Consider the following 15,587-nt stretch of genomic DNA (forward strand, 5'->3'; position numbering starts at 1 on the left):
TTTATTTATACTGATCAGTCGGAATAAATAAAGCTTAGACGATGAACCCAATTGTTGTCAATTCCCCCCTTACTTCACTCCTAAATACCGTCCTTTCCGCAGAATCGTTCACTCATGCCCGGATTGTTCACCGTTCAATCCCTTTTTCGTTCACGACTGGGGAATTCAGCCACTGTATCCGTTCACATCCCGAATATATAATGATACAAACACCTTCGATCCGATCGATGCCATAGAAACCCGAAGGGAGCCCATCGATGCGCTTAAACCGAATCCGCCGCAACGGAAAGCTGTACGTGAGAATTTTGCTGGGACTCACCTTGAGCATCGTCCTCGTCCTGATCGCGAGCAACTTCATCTTCTACCTCATCTTCACGGGCGTGCTGCAGGACGAAGCCGTCGAAAACGATCTCGCCAATCTTCGGCAGACGGGCAAGGCCGTCGCCAACACGACCGAAAGCGCGCAGACGGTCGCCTTCCAGATTTACCGCAACAGCGCGATTACGAAGATGCTCTATTACAGCAAGCCCGACGCCTTCGATACGCAAGCCGCGATGCTGGATTTACGCAATTATTTATCGACGATGCCCTTCATTCAATCGATCTACGTCTACAATCCGGCCTCCGGCTACTACTATATCGCAGCGCAAAACGGCCAGGAAGGCATCTGGCGCGAGTCGGAGGTACAGGACGCGGGCATCCTCGATATTTTGGGCCGCTACAGGGACTACAAGCCGTTTACGCCGATCCCGCGGACGATCAAGTCGGCTGCGGCCAACGCGCCGGATCTCGGCGTCTATACGTACCTGTGCTACGATGCCATCAACTTCAACCGGGAGATCAACTCCGCCGTCATCGTCAACCTGTCGGCATCCTGGATCAACCGGGAGCTAGGCAAAACGGAAACCGCAAGCGCCGGGCGCACGTACCTGCTCGACGATCACGACGTCGTGCGTTCCGTCGACGATCTCATGAGCGCGAAGCTGGGCGAGTCGGATCTCGCGCTTCTTCAAAGCTTCGTAGCCAAGCCCGAATCCGGCTTCGCCGTCGCCGAGTTCGAGGGCGCGAAGTCGCTTATTACATACACGGCGCCTACGCCTTACGAATGGCACTACGTCCGGATCACGCCGTACGGGGAGATCACGCAAAAGACGAAGGACATTCGCGGCAAAACGCTGCAGGTCGCAGGCGCGATCCTCGCCGTCGGGCTGCTGCTGTCCTGGCTCATGTCCCGTTATCTATATGTGCCGATCAACCGGATCGAGAAGCGCATGTCCGACCTGGAATCGGAAAAGCGCAACAGCAGCTACACGCTGCGCCAGAATACGCTGCGCAAGCTCATTCAGATCCAGGACTTCGATCCGGCCTTCCAGCTTGAAAAGCTGCGCAGCGCCGGCATCGCCTTCGACTTCACGCAGCCGTATCAACTCGCACTCCTGCGGATCGACGGCTTCGATCGGGTACGCAGCCAGAGCCCCAAGGACCTGCTCACGTACAAATTCGCGATCATGAATATCGCCGCCGAGATCTCGTCTAAGCTGTACGGCGCAGATACGGTGGATTTAGAAGACGACTGCATTCTAATGCTGATCAATACCGGCGGAAAGGAGCAGGACGCGGAGGCGCTGCTCGCCATGCTCAAGGAGATCCAGGATGCGTGCGCGGAGTTTCTGCGCATCGGCCTCACGGTGTCGCTGACGCCGGCCACCAAGAGCCCGCACGAGCTGCACGCCATGTACAAGCTCGCCCGGGAAGCCACCGATCGCCGCTTCTTCAGAGGCTGCGGCGCGATCATCGAGGCGACGCCCGGCCCCGGCGACCGCCACTCCTTTTCCGTCGGCAAGGAAAAAAAGATGCTGGACGCCCTCGTCGCGGGCAAAGCGGAGGAAGCGGCCGCCCTGTACCGGGACATCCTCCTCGAGACCGCCGACTCGCCGTTCAGAGTCACGCAATCCGCGGCAAACCATGTGGCCGTCACGCTCGGCAACATGCTGGCGGAGATCGAGCGGAACGGCTCGCTGCAGCTCGGCATCGGCGCGGAGCTCAGCATTCCCGGCATCGATCAATTCGAGACGCTCGACGGGCTGACGGAAGCGATGGGCCGTTTTTTCGGCCAGCTGAGCGCCAAGGTGTTCGAGAAGCGAAGCAACAAGCAGGAGGATCTGATCCGCAAAATCAACGCGCTCATCGAGACCCGGTACGACGATTCGAACCTGAGCCTGAATTCGATCTCCGAGGAGCTGAAAATGTCGACCTACCATGTGAGCCGCGTCTATCGTCAGCATACGTTCACGACGATCGTAGACATGATCAACAACGTCCGCATCGAAAAAGCGAAGGCGATCCTCATGTCGTCGGACGATCCGGTCGCCGAGGTCGCGGAGCGGACCGGCTTCACGAACAGCTCCTACTTTCACCGCATGTTCAAGAAGCTAACCGGCGTGACGCCGGTGGAATTCCGCAAGGCGCAGGGCGGGCAGCAGTAACAGAGAGTTCGTAACTCCATGAGTGGCCCGACCCGCTACGCAAAAGACCTGCTGGCAACCGCCATCGAGCGGCTCCCTGCAGGTCTTCTTTACCGTCGCCGTATCTAAGCAAAGTCTTACTGGATGCCCGACTCGCTCAGATACGCGAGCCATTGCTTCTTGTACGACTCCTGGATTTTGTCGAGGCCCGCCTTCTTCGCCTTGTCCATGAACGTCTTCACGCCGCCTTCGACGTCTTTGACTTGGCCGGCCAGCAGCGGGAACAGATACTGCTTCTCGACCTGCTCGAGGGCCGACCTCTCCGCCTGATACTCCGTATAATCTTCCGCGAAGCCGGTGTAGATGTCGGGCTTTTGTACCTTGTCGAGCTGGTCGAAGATCGCCTTGACGCCGTCGTAGCTCGGCTCGAACAGCATGAACTCGGGATTGCGCCACGCCCAGCCCTGCATGCCCTCGCGCGGGAAGCCGTTCGTGTTGGCGTCGCCGACCATCTTGTAGTACCCGCCGTCGACCGTGTAGTTCGTGCCCTCGAAGCCGTACTGGGTCAGCAGGTTGTAGCGTTTGTCCAGCACCATCTTCTCGTAGAAGGCCAGCGCGCGCTCGGCGTTTTTGCTGCTCGCCGGGATGGCGAAGCCGTTGTGGATCGGATGTACCGGCGTCGCATAGCCCGTCGCGACCGCGAACGGCGTGTAGCCGAGCTCCCAATCCGGATGAAGCGATTTCATATTGCCGTTCGTCTGGTTGAAGCGCGTCGGATTGTCTCCGAGCATCGCCGCCGCCGTGCCGTTGACGAGCTTTTCCTGGTTGGTCGCCTTTTCGTTGAGCTCGTTTTTGGAGAAGTAGCCTTTATCCGCCCAGCTCTTGAACCGCTTCAGATCCTCGAGCTGCTCCGGCGATCCCCAATAGGAAGTCATCTCGGCCGGCTTGTCGTACGAGGCGAACATGCCGTACGGCAGGGCGCCGACCTTTTTGCGGAAGACGTCGAGGTACGTGTCGTTCAGCGAACCGCGAACGTCCGATCCGATCGCGAGCGGCTGCAGGGTCGGCTCGTTTTTCTTGATGCCGTCCATGTAGGCTTCGAAGGTCGGGATGTCGACCGGCGTAGGCAAATTATACTTTTTGCGCAGATCCTCGCGCCAGACGAAGCCGTTGGTGACGTATTCCTGATACGTCGCGGGCACCGTGTAGATCTTGCCGTTGATCTTGACGGCGTTCCACATGTCCTTCGGCACGAAGTCGTTCAACGCCGGCGCGGCGGTCGGCAGCAGATCGTCCAGCGGTTGGAAGGCGCCCTTCTTGGCGTATTGCTGGTACTGCGTCCAGTCGGCCGTGAAGATCAGATCGACGTCCTGTCCGGTCGACAGCAGCAGCTTGTACTTCTGGTCCCAATCCGTCCAGGTCGTGAAGTTGAACGTGACGGTCGCGTTCAGGTCCTCCTGCGCCATCTTGTTGATCTCGGCTTCGACCTTCGGCAGGTCCTTCGGCGCGTTGCCGAGCATGTAGAATTGAAGATGCACCTTCTTGGAAGTATCGATGCCTGCAGGCACAGCGGAGGCGGCAGCGGACGACGAAGCCGCCGCGGACGAAGATTGCGATGCCGAAGGAGACGCCTTGGCGGGCTCGGACGAAGCGCCGGCCTCCCCGTTGTTGCTGCCGCTGCAGCCCGCGAACACCGATGCCATGAGCGCCATGGACAGCGCGACTCCCGCTGATTTGTTTACGTTTTTTAGCATATGAATCCTCCCTGTTCAAGTGATGATCTATGTTAGCCGGACATGCGCGCATGCCGGTTCTAACCGCTTCTAATCGTTTCTAATCGTTCAGGCCGAGCTAGCCTTTGACCGCGCCGATCGTGAGGCCCTTGACGAAGTACCGCTGCACGAAGGGATACAGGAGCAGGATCGGCCCCGTGACGACGACCGCCATCGACATCTTCATCGTCTCCGAGGGGATGCCCTCCGAGAGGATGATGCCGGCACCCGCGCCGATGCTCGTCAGGAACGACGACGTATTGATAATGTTGTACAGGTAAAATTGCAGCTGGTACTTGGCGGTGTCGTTGATGAAGAGGGCGGACGAGAACCAGTCGTTCCAATAGTGAAGCGCGAGAAACAGCCCGATGGTCGCGAGGCCCGGCACCGCCAGCGGCATCACGATGCGCCAATAGATCAGGAAGTCTCCCGCGCCGTCGATCTTCGCCGACTCGACGACCTCGTCCGGCACGGCCGAACCGATGAAGCTTCGCATCAGAATGATAAGGAAAGGCGTCATGAGCGAAGGCCAGATAAGCGCATAATACGAGTCGGTGAATTTCAAATAGTTGTTGACCAGCATGTAATAAGGCACGAGTCCGCCGCCGAACAGCGTCGTGAAGTAGATGAAAAAGGAGAAGAAATTCCGGTACTTGAAATCCTTGCGCTGCAGCACGTAGCCGGCCATCGTCATGAGCAGCAGGCCGATCGCCGTGCCGGCGACGGTGACCGTCGACGTCACCCCGTACGCGCGCAGCACCTCGTCGGGTACCTGGAAGATGACCTTGTAGCCTTCCCAGGAAAAGTCCTTCGGCCACAAGCTGTAGCCGTCGCGGATGATCGAGGCGTTGCTCGTGAAGGAGGCCGACACGATCAAGAGGAACGGCAGGATGCACAAGATGCTCCCGGCGACGACGACGGCATGCGCGATGAGCTGAAACCAGACGGACGAGCGGTCTTCCTTGATTTTCATGCGATTCCCCTCCTAGAACAGCGCGTATTCCTTGTTGATTTTGCGGATGATCCCGTTGACGACCATGATCAGGGTGAAGCCGAACAGCGATTGATAAACGCCCGCCGCCGTCGCCATGCCCATGTCGAACGTCACCTTGAGCGAGCGGTACACGTACGTATCGAGGATGTCGGTCGTGCTGTACAGCAGGCCGTTGTTGCCGACCATTTGGTAGAACAGGTCGAATTGTCCCTTCATGATCGTGCCGAGCGAGAAGAGCAGCAGAATCACGAACGTATTTTTCAACATCGGAAGCGTGATGTGCCAGGCCCGCTGGAACGTGTTCGCGCCGTCGATTTTCGCAGCCTCGTAGTAGTCCTCGCCGATGCCGGTGATCGCGGCCAGATAGATGACCATGCTGTAGCCGAAGCTTTTCCACAGATAGAACACGACGATGAGCAGGATCCAGACCTTCGGCTTGCTGTACACGTCGACCGGATCCGCGCCGAGCGCTTTAAGGACGGTGTTGAGCACGCCGTGCTCGAAGTTGAAAATGTTGAACACGATGACGCTCAGGATAACGAAGGAGACGAAGTACGGCAGGAACAGCACGGACTGCGTGATTTTTTTGAACCACTTGCTCTTCACCTCGCTGACGAGGATCGCCACGGTCACGGAGAGCGCGTTGCCGAGCCCGATGAAGATCAGGTTGTAGCCGATCGTGTTGTACGTCAGCTCCGTCAGCTTGCCCGATCTCCATAAGAACTCGAAGTTTTTGAGTCCGATGAAGTCCATTCGGAAAAGCGGGGTGTTGAAGTCGAACCGGACGAACGCGTAGTAGATGCCGACCATCGGAACATAATTGTTCACGAGGAAGTACGCGAGGACCGGCAGCAGCATGAGGAACAAGGTGCGATTTTTGATCAATTCTTGCACGAAGCCGTATTTTTTCGGCACGGCGTCCAGCCCCTCCTTTACGCCTTCTAGCGTCTATTGGGTTAGTGAACTCCGCAAAGGGCGGCGCCTTCCGGATTGATTCCAACTATAGGGGGCGCGCGGCCGGCGCCATAGTGACAATCCCGTTCAGTCCTGAAGGATCGTGCGGTTTGTTCAGTGAACGATTGTGACTTTTCTGCACAAATGCAGGATTTCGCGCAAAAAAAAGCATGCGATCGCGGGGATCGCATGCTTGTGCTTCCAATTAAGACCGACTTTGCACCGTCAACTTCCGGCTATTCCTCGCTCCTTCAGATAAGCCAGCCACTGCTTTTTGTACGCCGCCTGCACCTTATCGAGTCCCGCTTCCTTGGCCTCCTTCATGAACGTCGCCAAGCCGGCGTCCACGTCGTCGACCAAGCCGGCCAGCAGCGGGTACAAGTACAACTTCTGAACCTGATCCAGCGCCGCCTTCTCGGCTTGATAGGCCGTGTCGTCTTCGGCGAAGCCGGTGTAGATGTCGGGCTTCTGGATGCGGTCCAGCTCGCGGAACGTACTTCGAATCTCGTCGTAGCTCGGCGCGAACAGCATGTACTCGGGATTGCGCCACGCCCAGCCGTTCATCGCCTCGCGGGGGAAGCCGTTCGTCGACGTATCGCCGATCATGCGGTAGTAGCCGTCTTCGATCGTGTAATTCACGCCTTCGATGCCGTATTCGGTCAAGCGGTTATAACGTTCGTCGGTGACGAGCTTCTCGTAGAACGCAAGCGCGCGCTCAGGATGCTTCGCGCTCTTCGGGATCGCGAAGCCGTTGTGCGTCGGATGAACCGGCGTCGCATAGCCCTTGGCCATCGGAAACGGATAATAGCCCAGCCGCCAGTCGGGATGCGCGGCCTGCATGTTGTTCAGCGCTTCGTTGTACCGTATCAGGTTGTCGCCGAACATCGCGGCCGCGGAGCCGTCAATGATGCGGTCCTGATTGAATTCGGACGTATTCAGCTCGTTTTTGGAAAAATAGCCGAGATCCGACCAACGCTTGAACAGCTTCAGATCCGCCAGCTGCTCCGGGGATCCCCAATACGACCGGACGTCCGCCGGGTTCGCGTACGTAGCGAGCAAACCATACGGCATCGAGCCGATCGAATGGCGCGTCACGTCAAGCTGCGAGAAGGCGAGCGCGTTCTGCACCTCGGCGCCGATCGCGACGGGCTGCATATCCGGCTCGTGCCGCTTGATCCCCGCCAGGTACGCTTCGAAGGTGGCGATATCGACCGGCTTGGGCAGTCCGTATTTCTCGCGGAGATCCTCGCGCCATACGAAGCCGCCGGTGACGTACTCTTTGAAAGTCGACGGCACGGTATAAATGTGGCCGTCGATCCGCACCGCGTCCCACGTCTCCTGGGGGACGAAGCGCTGAAGCGCCGGCGACGCCGCGGGCAGCAAGTCGTCCAGCGGCAGAAAGGCGCCCCGCTTGGCATACGTCTGATACTGCGCCCAGTCGGCCGTGAACAGCAGATCGACCGACTGGCCAGAGGACAGCAGCTGCTTGTATTTGAGATCGTAATCCGTCCAAGCGATAAAATTGAAGGTGACCGACGCGTTCAGCTCCGCTTCGGTCATCTCGTTGATGGCGCTCTGGATCCGCGGCATGTCCGGCGGCGCGCTGCCCAGCATATAGAATTGTAGATCGACGTGCTCGGAACGGTCATCGGCGGATCGGCCGCCGTTCGCGTCTGGATGCGTAAACGCGGAGGAAGCTGACGGCGACGGGAGAGACGCATCGCCTGAACCATGGCCCTGGCATGCAGCCAGCAGCAGGACGGCCGCCGCAACGACGCCCGTTCTCCATGCGCGTATGGTATGCTTCATCGCCGTGCCCCCTTTCTCACTACAGTTTACATCATCCATCTTGCCCGCGGGAATACGGATTCCCCCCGCGGACCGCGTTCTCAATCCGCTTTAACCTATCCCTTCCATATTCTTAACGACTATGTTAAATCCTTTAACCAGGCTGCAAGTGCCTCGCCAATTTCTTGAGGCGAATCTTCCTGGGGATAATGGAGCCCGCGGACCGTGATCTCCGTTTGCATGGGCCAGGTACGGCAAAACGCCACATGAGATGCCGGCATCGTGCCCGGATCGCAGTTGACGAAGAGTTTCGGGAACGCGCTCTGCGCCATCCATTCTCCGTACGCGTTAACAATGTCCGTCACATCGGCCGGATCCCCATCGAACGGAAGTTGTCGCGGCCAGGTTAATGTCGGTCGGCGTCCTTCGCCAGGCAGCGAGAATGGCCGACGATACTCATTCATCTCTTCCTCCGTCAGCTTACGAAGAATGCCGATCGGAAGGTTCGTCTCAATGAAAGAGTTGCGTTCCAACACCATCTGCTCGCCTTCCTCTGAGCGTAATGCCTGGAAAATTTTCCGTCCCCGTTCCGGAAGCTCGCTCCAACTGCGAGGTTTTATGATTCCTTCCATGTAGGCGATTCCTTTAACGGCATCCGGATGACGATACGCCCAATCGAATCCCAGAGCCGAACCCCAGTCGTGCACCACAAAGGTAACCTGTTCGCCAACGCCAAGTTGATCCAGAAGGGCATCGAGATAGCGGCGATTTTCTAAGAAGGTATAGGAATCGGGACCGCTATGGGGAATTTTTTCCGAATCGCCCATACCTATGAGGTCAGGAGCGATGCAACGACCGAATTGTTGCGCATAAGGAATAATTTCACGCCAGAGATAAGAGGAAGTAGGATTGCCGTGCAGGAAGACGATCGGATTGCCGCTTCCTTCGTCTACGTAGGCCATCTCCAGACCAAGCACCCGTTGACGCTTTTTGGCGTATGGGATAGACGGTTTAACCATTCGGAATCAAACCTTTCATATGTGGGATTGTTATAGGTAAATGCCTGCACGATGAATGCAAGCACATACTTTCATATAAATAATAAGAAAAGCCCCCGTTGGAGGCTGCTCTTAGAGAAACCAAAACCTAAGGGCTTAGTGCCTTAGTAAATATACTTACGCTTTCTTCGATAAATTCGTCCAGCGTATCTTCCGAGGTTGCTTCTTTGGCATTTAGTCCGCTAATAAACGCCCCGTAATTCATCCACATAAACGATAATGCTTGGATATCGGGGTTTGAGGAGATCACTTTGCCTTCGGATGACATTTTGGTTAGATAATCAGCGAGCAAACTTTGCAGGTGCTTCGGGTTGCGCGAAGCCTCTAGCAGTACTGAGTCAGGCAGCGTGCTGCTTCCTTTAAGTGCGATCGAAATCAGTTTTCTGTTCTGGTTCATGATGTTATGATACGTTCGGCTCACCGTAAGCAAATCTTCATGAAGAAGTCCTTTAAGACCCTCGTTGAAAAGCTTTGTCATCTCATTGCCATAGTGGAAGCGGCTGAAGGCGGCCTCAAGCAGTTTTTCCTTCGTTCCAAAATGCCGAAATAAAGTGACTTCGTTCACGCCGGCAGCTAGCGCGATTTCCTTGGTCGTTGTGCCGTCATATCCTTTTTCCGCCATGAGCTCGATGGTTGCCAGCAATATTTTTTCGCTTGTAGTCGGACTAGCACTCATGCGCTCACCCCTAATGCAAGTGCTTGCTTACATTGTTATTTTAGATGTCGTTGAATTAAATGTCAATACAAAGGACCTCTTTCCTCCCCATATATGAGAATCATCCTGATGAAGCGGGTTATATGGATATTGCATGAATAAAAGATACAAAACGAAGCAGGCCAGTCGCCTGCTTCATCTCGATTGCGTCGATGGACGCAGCTTTCGGTACAAGCCTGCCGCTCCCCTATTATGGAATACGATTCCAATCGGCGAAAAAATCGGAGAGAAAATGATAGAATAGATGCTCTGTCGGCAACAGCTTGCGCTGCGTCGGGGAGATGACGCCTACGGTGCGCGTCACCTGGGGGTCTATCAGAGGCAGCTTCACCGTCGACTGCGGGATGATGTCCACCAAGGTGACCTCCGGCATGAGCGCCACGCCGAGACCGGCGGAGACAAGCCCCTTCAACGCATCGATATCGTCGCCCTCGAACGCGATGTGCGGCACGATGCCGATCTCGCGGCACGCATTCAGCACGATCTCGCGAAAAATCGTCCCTTCCGGCAAAGTGACGAAAGGATCGTCCTTCAGCTCCGACAGCCGTACGCCGGGCTGACCGGCAAGCCGGTGGTGGACCGGCAGCAGGGCGACGATTTTTTCGGTGAACAGCAATTTGGAGCGAATCTTTTTCTCCTCGGCCGGCAGCGGCGCGATCAACGCGAGATTGGATTCGCCGTGAACGACGCCCTCGATCAGATCGCGATAGAGCGCCTGCCGCATCTGGAACTTGGCCTCCGGGTACCGTTGGCGGAACGCATAAATAGCCGTCGGCATCACATGGGCGGCCAGGCTGATCGGAAACGCGATACGGACCGTTCCTTTTTCCGGCTCCAAATGCTCCTTCACCTCTCGCTTCGCCTCGCCGATCATATTCATGATCTGCTCCACGCGCGCCAGAAAGAGCCTTCCGTTCGGGGTGAGCTTGACCCTCCTCCCCTCGCGAATGAACAAGTCCACCCCCAGCTCGCTCTCCAGCTGCAGCAGCTGCCTGCTCACCGACGACTGGGCGACATGCAGCGCGTTGGCCGCATCCGTCACATGCTCCCGCTTCGCGACTTCCATAAAATATCGCATTTGCCTGATTTCCAGAGCCAATCGCCTCTCCTTCATACGCAAAACGCATTAACTTCATCGTAACTGAATATTGGAGCGATCAACGACTTCGATCATAATATTAAACTACGATCTATAAAAAAGCGAAATGGCTTTTGGCCATTGCACCTAAAGGAGTTTTGGACGCATGAGCATCCTCGAAAAAATCGAACAAACGCACGCGACGCACGCGCACGATTACGTCGACGGCCTGTTCGAGACCGTCAAAAAGCGCAACCCGAACGAGCCCGAATTCCATCAGGCCGTCAAGGAAGTTTTCCTCTCCCTGGTTCCCGTGCTCGCCCAGAATCCCGCCTACATCGCGAACGCCGTCCTCGATCGGCTGGTCGAGCCCGACCGCATCCTGTCGTTCCGCGTGCCGTGGGTCGACGACGAAGGCAAGGTTCGGGTCAACCGCGGCTTCCGCGTCCAATTCAGCAACGCGATCGGCCCGTACAAGGGCGGCCTTCGCTTCCACCCTTCGGTCAACGCCAGCATCATCAAGTTCCTCGGCTTCGAACAAATCCTTAAAAACGCGCTGACCGGGCAGGCGATCGGCGGCGGCAAGGGCGGCTCCGACTTCGATCCCAAAGGCAAATCGGACCTTGAAATCATGCGCTTCTGCCAAAGCTTCATGACTGAGCTCAGCAAGCATATCGGACCGGACAAGGACGTTCCGGCGGGCGATATCGGCGTCGGCGCGCGCGAGATCGGCTACATGTTCGGCCAGTACAAGAAGCTGGTCGGCGCGTACGAAGCGGGCGTGCTTACCGGCAAGGGCATCGGCTACGGGGGCAGCCTGGGCCGCAAGGAAGCGACCGGCTACGGCGCGGTCTACTTCGTGGAGGAAATGCTGCAAGACGCGGGTTCCGGCTTCAAGGGAAGCAAAGTCGTCGTCTCCGGCTCCGGCAACGTATCGATCTACGCCATGGAAAAGGCGATCCAGCTCGGCGCCACGGTCGTGGCCTGCAGCGATTCTGCCGGCTATATCTATCATGCGGAGGGCATTAACCTCGCTACGATCAAGCGGCTCAAGGAAGTCGAAAACAAACGCTGCAAAGACTACGTCCTCGAGCATCCGGATGCCGTCTACGTCGAAGGCTGCGCCGGCATCTGGTCGATTCCTTGCGACATCGCGCTGCCGTGCGCCACGCAAAACGAAATCGATCAAGCCTCCGCCAAGCTGCTGGTACAAGGCGGCGTCAAAGCCGTCGGCGAAGGCGCCAACATGCCTTCCACCCTGGAAGCGATCGATGTCTTCCTCGACAACAACGTGCTCTTCGCGCCGGCCAAAGCCGCCAACGCAGGCGGCGTAGCCGTATCCGCGCTGGAAATGGCCCAGAATAGCGCCAGACTGTCCTGGACGATGGAAGAAGTCGATGCCAGGCTGCAGACGATCATGCACAACATTTACCGCGAATGCATCAAGGCCGCCGATCAATACGGCATTCCCGGCAACCTCGTGATCGGCGCCAACATCGCCGGCTTCGTCCGAGTGGCCGACGCCATGCTTGCGCAAGGGGTTTAAGGACTCGGTACTTATCAAAAATTAATCCATGCTTATCCCGCACTCCTCCGGCTCATCCGGCGGAGTGTTTCTTTTAAGAAAAGGAAATCCACTTGAAATACCTATTTATCCGAGTATAATTGTCGGTATAAAACAGTTGAAATAGACAGGAGATCATGAGTCACGACGGGAACGCGCTACGTGAAAAGCGGATCGACGATTATCTGGATCTGTACAATTATGCGGTGTCCATCAAGGACGAGGAATGGCAGCGGTCGATCTTGGCGGAGCTGAGCGCTCCCGCGCACGACGAGCGGACCGAGGTCCGCAAGCGGCAGCGCGATCAGCTTATCGCGTACTTTAACGATGTCAATCGGACGCTCATCGTCTTATATCGCAAGCTGCAAAGCGAGAGCGAACAAGCGAGCCGCGAGCAACTGTGGGAGCAAATCTGGACGTTGAAGCGGATCAGAACGGAGATCGGACGGAAAATGAGGGCGTTCAAGGAAGCGTTAAACTCATAGACGAAGAGCCCGCGGCGTCTCGGACGCCCGGGCTTCTCTATTTGCGCCAAAATGTCTCGCAGTCCGCTTTATCCGCGATGTTAAACGCGATCATTTTCTCCAGGAGCGCCAAGTCGACCGGGCTGTCCCAAGGAATTCGCACGAGCTCCTTGGTATGCGCGTAACCGGCTTGCGCGATATCGTCCGCAAAGCGCAGCATGCCTGCCTTCTCCGGCGCGACGGCCATATGCGGCTTGGCAACGCTGAACCCGATGATAAACGTGCCGTGATCGGTGAACATCGGCTGATTCCATGCGATCTTGGGCCTCAACGCCGGAAACTTATCCATGATCCATTCGAAAACCGCTTCGAGTCTCTCCCGGTGGGACGGGTTGTCGATGCGATCCAGGTATTCCGCGAAAACTTCCATTGGACTCCCTCCCGTTCCCATCCATTATATTGGATCGTCAAACGGGGCCGCAAACGCATAGCGCCGCCCGGCCTCGACGGGCAGCTCGACAAGCTCCGGCCCAAGGCCCCGAATTCGGCAGACGCCGGTCCGGTCCGCGCGAATGACGGCCCGGGTGAGACGGCCTTGCGACCATTCCATATCCACCGTATAGCCTCCTCTGCCCCGAAGACCGCTCACGCGCCCGTCGCCCCAGGCCGCCGGCCATGCCGGCAGCAGATGCAGCACGCCGCGGTGACTTTGGAGCAGCATCTCGGCGATGCCCGCCGTTCCGCCGAAGTTCCCGTCGATCTGAAACGGCGGGTGGTTGTCGAGCAGGTTCGGCAGCGTGGAATGGCCGAGCAGCGCAAGTACGTTAACACGGGCCTGCTCCGCATCTCGCAAACGCGCCCAGAAGTTGATGATCCAAGCTCTGCTCCAGCCGGTATGACCGCCGCCGTGGGCGAGCCGCCGCTCCAGCGTAACGCGCGCGGCAGCCGCCAGCTCCGGCGTCTCCTCGGACGTAAATTGCTCGCCGGGGTACAGCCCGAACAAATGCGAGATATGCCGGTGTCCGGGCTCCGCTTCCTCGTAGTCCTCCATCCACTCCTGAATCTGGCCGTGCTTGCCGATCTTCGTCACGGGAATCCGGCTTAGGGCATCGGTCAGCTCCTCGCCGAACGGTTCGTCGATGCCGAGGAGCCGCGCGCTCTCGAGACAGGCTTCGAACAAGGCGCGAGTGATCTGAAAGTCCATGGAAGCGCCAGCGCACAAGACGCCGGATTCTCCGCCGGGAAGCCTGTACGTATTCTCCGGCGAAATGGACGGACAAGTGATGAGCCGTCCGTCTTCCCCCTCGATCAGGTAGTCCAGCAAAAATCGGGCGGCTTCCTTCATCGTCGGATAAGCCTGCGCCAAAAACGTCTCGTCTTTGCCGAAGGCGTAATGCTCCCAGAGATGGAGACAGAGCCACGCCGCGCCGAGCGGCCAGAACGTCGAGGGCGGCCACCCGTCCTGCGGCGCCGTATCCGCCCAGATGTCCGTATTGTGATGCGCCGCGAACCCGCGACACCCGTACATGGTCTCGGCCGTTCGCCGTCCCGGTTCCCGCATGCGCTCGATCAACTCGAACAGCGGCAAATGACATTCGGACAGATTGCAGTTCTCCGCTGGCCAGTAATTCATCTGGGCATTGATATTGATCGTGTATTTGCTGTCCCATGGCGGCAGAAAATGAGGATTCCAGATTCCCTGCAGATTCGCCGGCAGCGATCCCGGACGGCTGGAGGAGATGAGGAGGTAACGGCCGTACTGGAAGTACAAAGACACGAGTCCCGGATCGTCTTCGCCCCGTTCCAGGCTAGCCAACCTCTCGTTCGTCGGCAGGCCGGCCTTCTCTCCGCCGGCGTCCGAGATTTCCAGATGCACGCGATTGAACAGGGCGCGGTAATCGGAGACGTGGCGCTCGCGCAGTTCCTCGTAGGAACGGCGCGCCGCCTCGTCGATGGCCGCCTTGCAGGCGCGCTCCGGATCCGGCGAGCGGAACGTCGTTGCGGCCGCGATGAACAATAATGCTTCGTCAGCTCCCTCGACCACCAGATATTCGCCGATCGTGCGGCAACTGCCACCTTTGACGACGGCCTTCACCGCCGCGCGAAAGTCCACCCCGCCCTCGCCGCCCGCATGGCCCGACATGACCAGCCCGTCCGTTTCCCATGAACGGATGCCGTCCAGGTTCCGTCGCTGCTGGCGGTTCCAGCGCGCACGGAAGGAAAGCGACGACGGCTTGTCGGCAGCAAGCCGGACGACGATGACTTGATCCGGATAACTCGCGAACGCTTCCCGGGAATAGCGAACGCCTTCTTGCAAGTAGCTGGCGGCGTAAAGACCGCAGTCGAGATTCAGCTCCCGTTCGTATTGTTCGACCAAATCGCCAGATGCCGCGCTTTGTAGCTCCAAGTCCCCCAGCGGCAAGTAGTGACGCTGCGATTCGGGAACGCCCGTTAGCGCCATTAAGGCCAAATCTTCCGCTTCGCGAAGCCTCCCGGCCATGATCAGCTCGCGGATCCTCGGCAGATTGGGCAGCGCATCCGGATTGTTGCGATCCCGCGGACCGCCGTACCACAGCGAATCCTCGTTCAATTGAAGAAGCTCGTCGCCCGCGCCCCCGAATATCATGGCCCCGAGCCGTCCGTTGCCGATCGGCAGCGCTTCGTTCCAGTCCTTGGCGGGCTGTCTGTACCAGAGTTTCCCGTTCGCCGCGCTTATGGTCATGATCGAACCCCCT

General features: G+C 57.8%; 12 protein-coding genes. 3 read left to right on the forward strand and 9 right to left on the reverse strand.

Annotation, left to right across the window (positions count from 1 at the left end):
- Positions 1–257: 257 nt before the first annotated feature.
- On the forward strand, positions 258–2,486 hold the full coding sequence (locus tag BM235_RS13125; protein WP_090113738.1) for an AraC family transcriptional regulator: 2,229 nt from the start codon (positions 258–260) through the stop codon (positions 2,484–2,486).
- A gap of 116 nt (positions 2,487–2,602) precedes the next feature.
- Here BM235_RS13125 and BM235_RS13130 read toward each other — a convergent pair whose 3' ends face one another.
- From BM235_RS13130 to BM235_RS13160, 7 genes are all read right to left on the reverse strand, one after another.
- Entirely contained in the window at positions 2,603–4,219 is a 1,617-nt protein-coding gene (locus BM235_RS13130) for an extracellular solute-binding protein (RefSeq protein ID WP_090113740.1), read from the reverse strand.
- Positions 4,220–4,316: 97 nt separating this feature from the next.
- Entirely contained in the window at positions 4,317–5,210 is an 894-nt protein-coding gene (locus BM235_RS13135; RefSeq protein WP_090113742.1) for a carbohydrate ABC transporter permease, read from the reverse strand.
- Between the two features lie 12 nt (positions 5,211–5,222).
- Positions 5,223–6,089: an ABC transporter permease gene (locus BM235_RS13140; protein ID WP_090114610.1), complete on the reverse strand. Its 867-nt coding sequence runs from the start codon at positions 6,087–6,089 to the stop codon at positions 5,223–5,225.
- Between the two features lie 321 nt (positions 6,090–6,410).
- Positions 6,411–7,994: an extracellular solute-binding protein gene (locus BM235_RS13145; RefSeq protein ID WP_090113745.1), complete on the reverse strand. Its 1,584-nt coding sequence runs from the start codon at positions 7,992–7,994 to the stop codon at positions 6,411–6,413.
- A gap of 119 nt (positions 7,995–8,113) precedes the next feature.
- Entirely contained in the window at positions 8,114–8,992 is an 879-nt protein-coding gene (locus BM235_RS13150) for a haloalkane dehalogenase (protein ID WP_090113747.1), read from the reverse strand.
- Between the two features lie 127 nt (positions 8,993–9,119).
- Entirely contained in the window at positions 9,120–9,707 is a 588-nt protein-coding gene (locus BM235_RS13155) for a TetR/AcrR family transcriptional regulator (RefSeq protein ID WP_090113750.1), read from the reverse strand.
- A gap of 229 nt (positions 9,708–9,936) precedes the next feature.
- The gene (locus BM235_RS13160) at positions 9,937–10,839 is read right to left on the reverse strand and encodes a LysR family transcriptional regulator (protein ID WP_090114612.1); all 903 of its coding nucleotides are present in this window, start codon (positions 10,837–10,839) and stop codon (positions 9,937–9,939) included.
- A gap of 151 nt (positions 10,840–10,990) precedes the next feature.
- Here BM235_RS13160 and gdhA point away from each other — a divergent pair, with 151 nt between their 5' ends.
- Positions 10,991–12,370: an NADP-specific glutamate dehydrogenase gene (gene gdhA, locus BM235_RS13165; RefSeq protein ID WP_090113753.1), complete on the forward strand. Its 1,380-nt coding sequence runs from the start codon at positions 10,991–10,993 to the stop codon at positions 12,368–12,370.
- A 155-nt stretch (positions 12,371–12,525) separates the two neighbouring features.
- Positions 12,526–12,873, forward strand: a complete 348-nt coding sequence (locus tag BM235_RS13170) for a hypothetical protein (RefSeq protein ID WP_090113755.1) — start codon at positions 12,526–12,528, stop codon at positions 12,871–12,873.
- 37 nt (positions 12,874–12,910) lie between these two features.
- On the opposite strand, the gene BM235_RS13175 is transcribed toward BM235_RS13170, so the two are convergent.
- Positions 12,911–13,282 (reverse strand): iron chaperone, encoded by a 372-nt coding sequence (locus BM235_RS13175; protein WP_090113757.1) that lies wholly within the window; start codon positions 13,280–13,282, stop codon positions 12,911–12,913.
- Positions 13,283–13,306: 24 nt separating this feature from the next.
- The gene (locus BM235_RS13180; RefSeq protein WP_090113759.1) at positions 13,307–15,574 is read right to left on the reverse strand and encodes a glycoside hydrolase family 95 protein; all 2,268 of its coding nucleotides are present in this window, start codon (positions 15,572–15,574) and stop codon (positions 13,307–13,309) included.
- Positions 15,575–15,587 lie beyond the last annotated feature (13 nt).

Source organism: Cohnella sp. OV330 (assembly GCF_900112065.1).
Lineage (GTDB): Bacteria > Bacillota > Bacilli > Paenibacillales > Paenibacillaceae > Cohnella.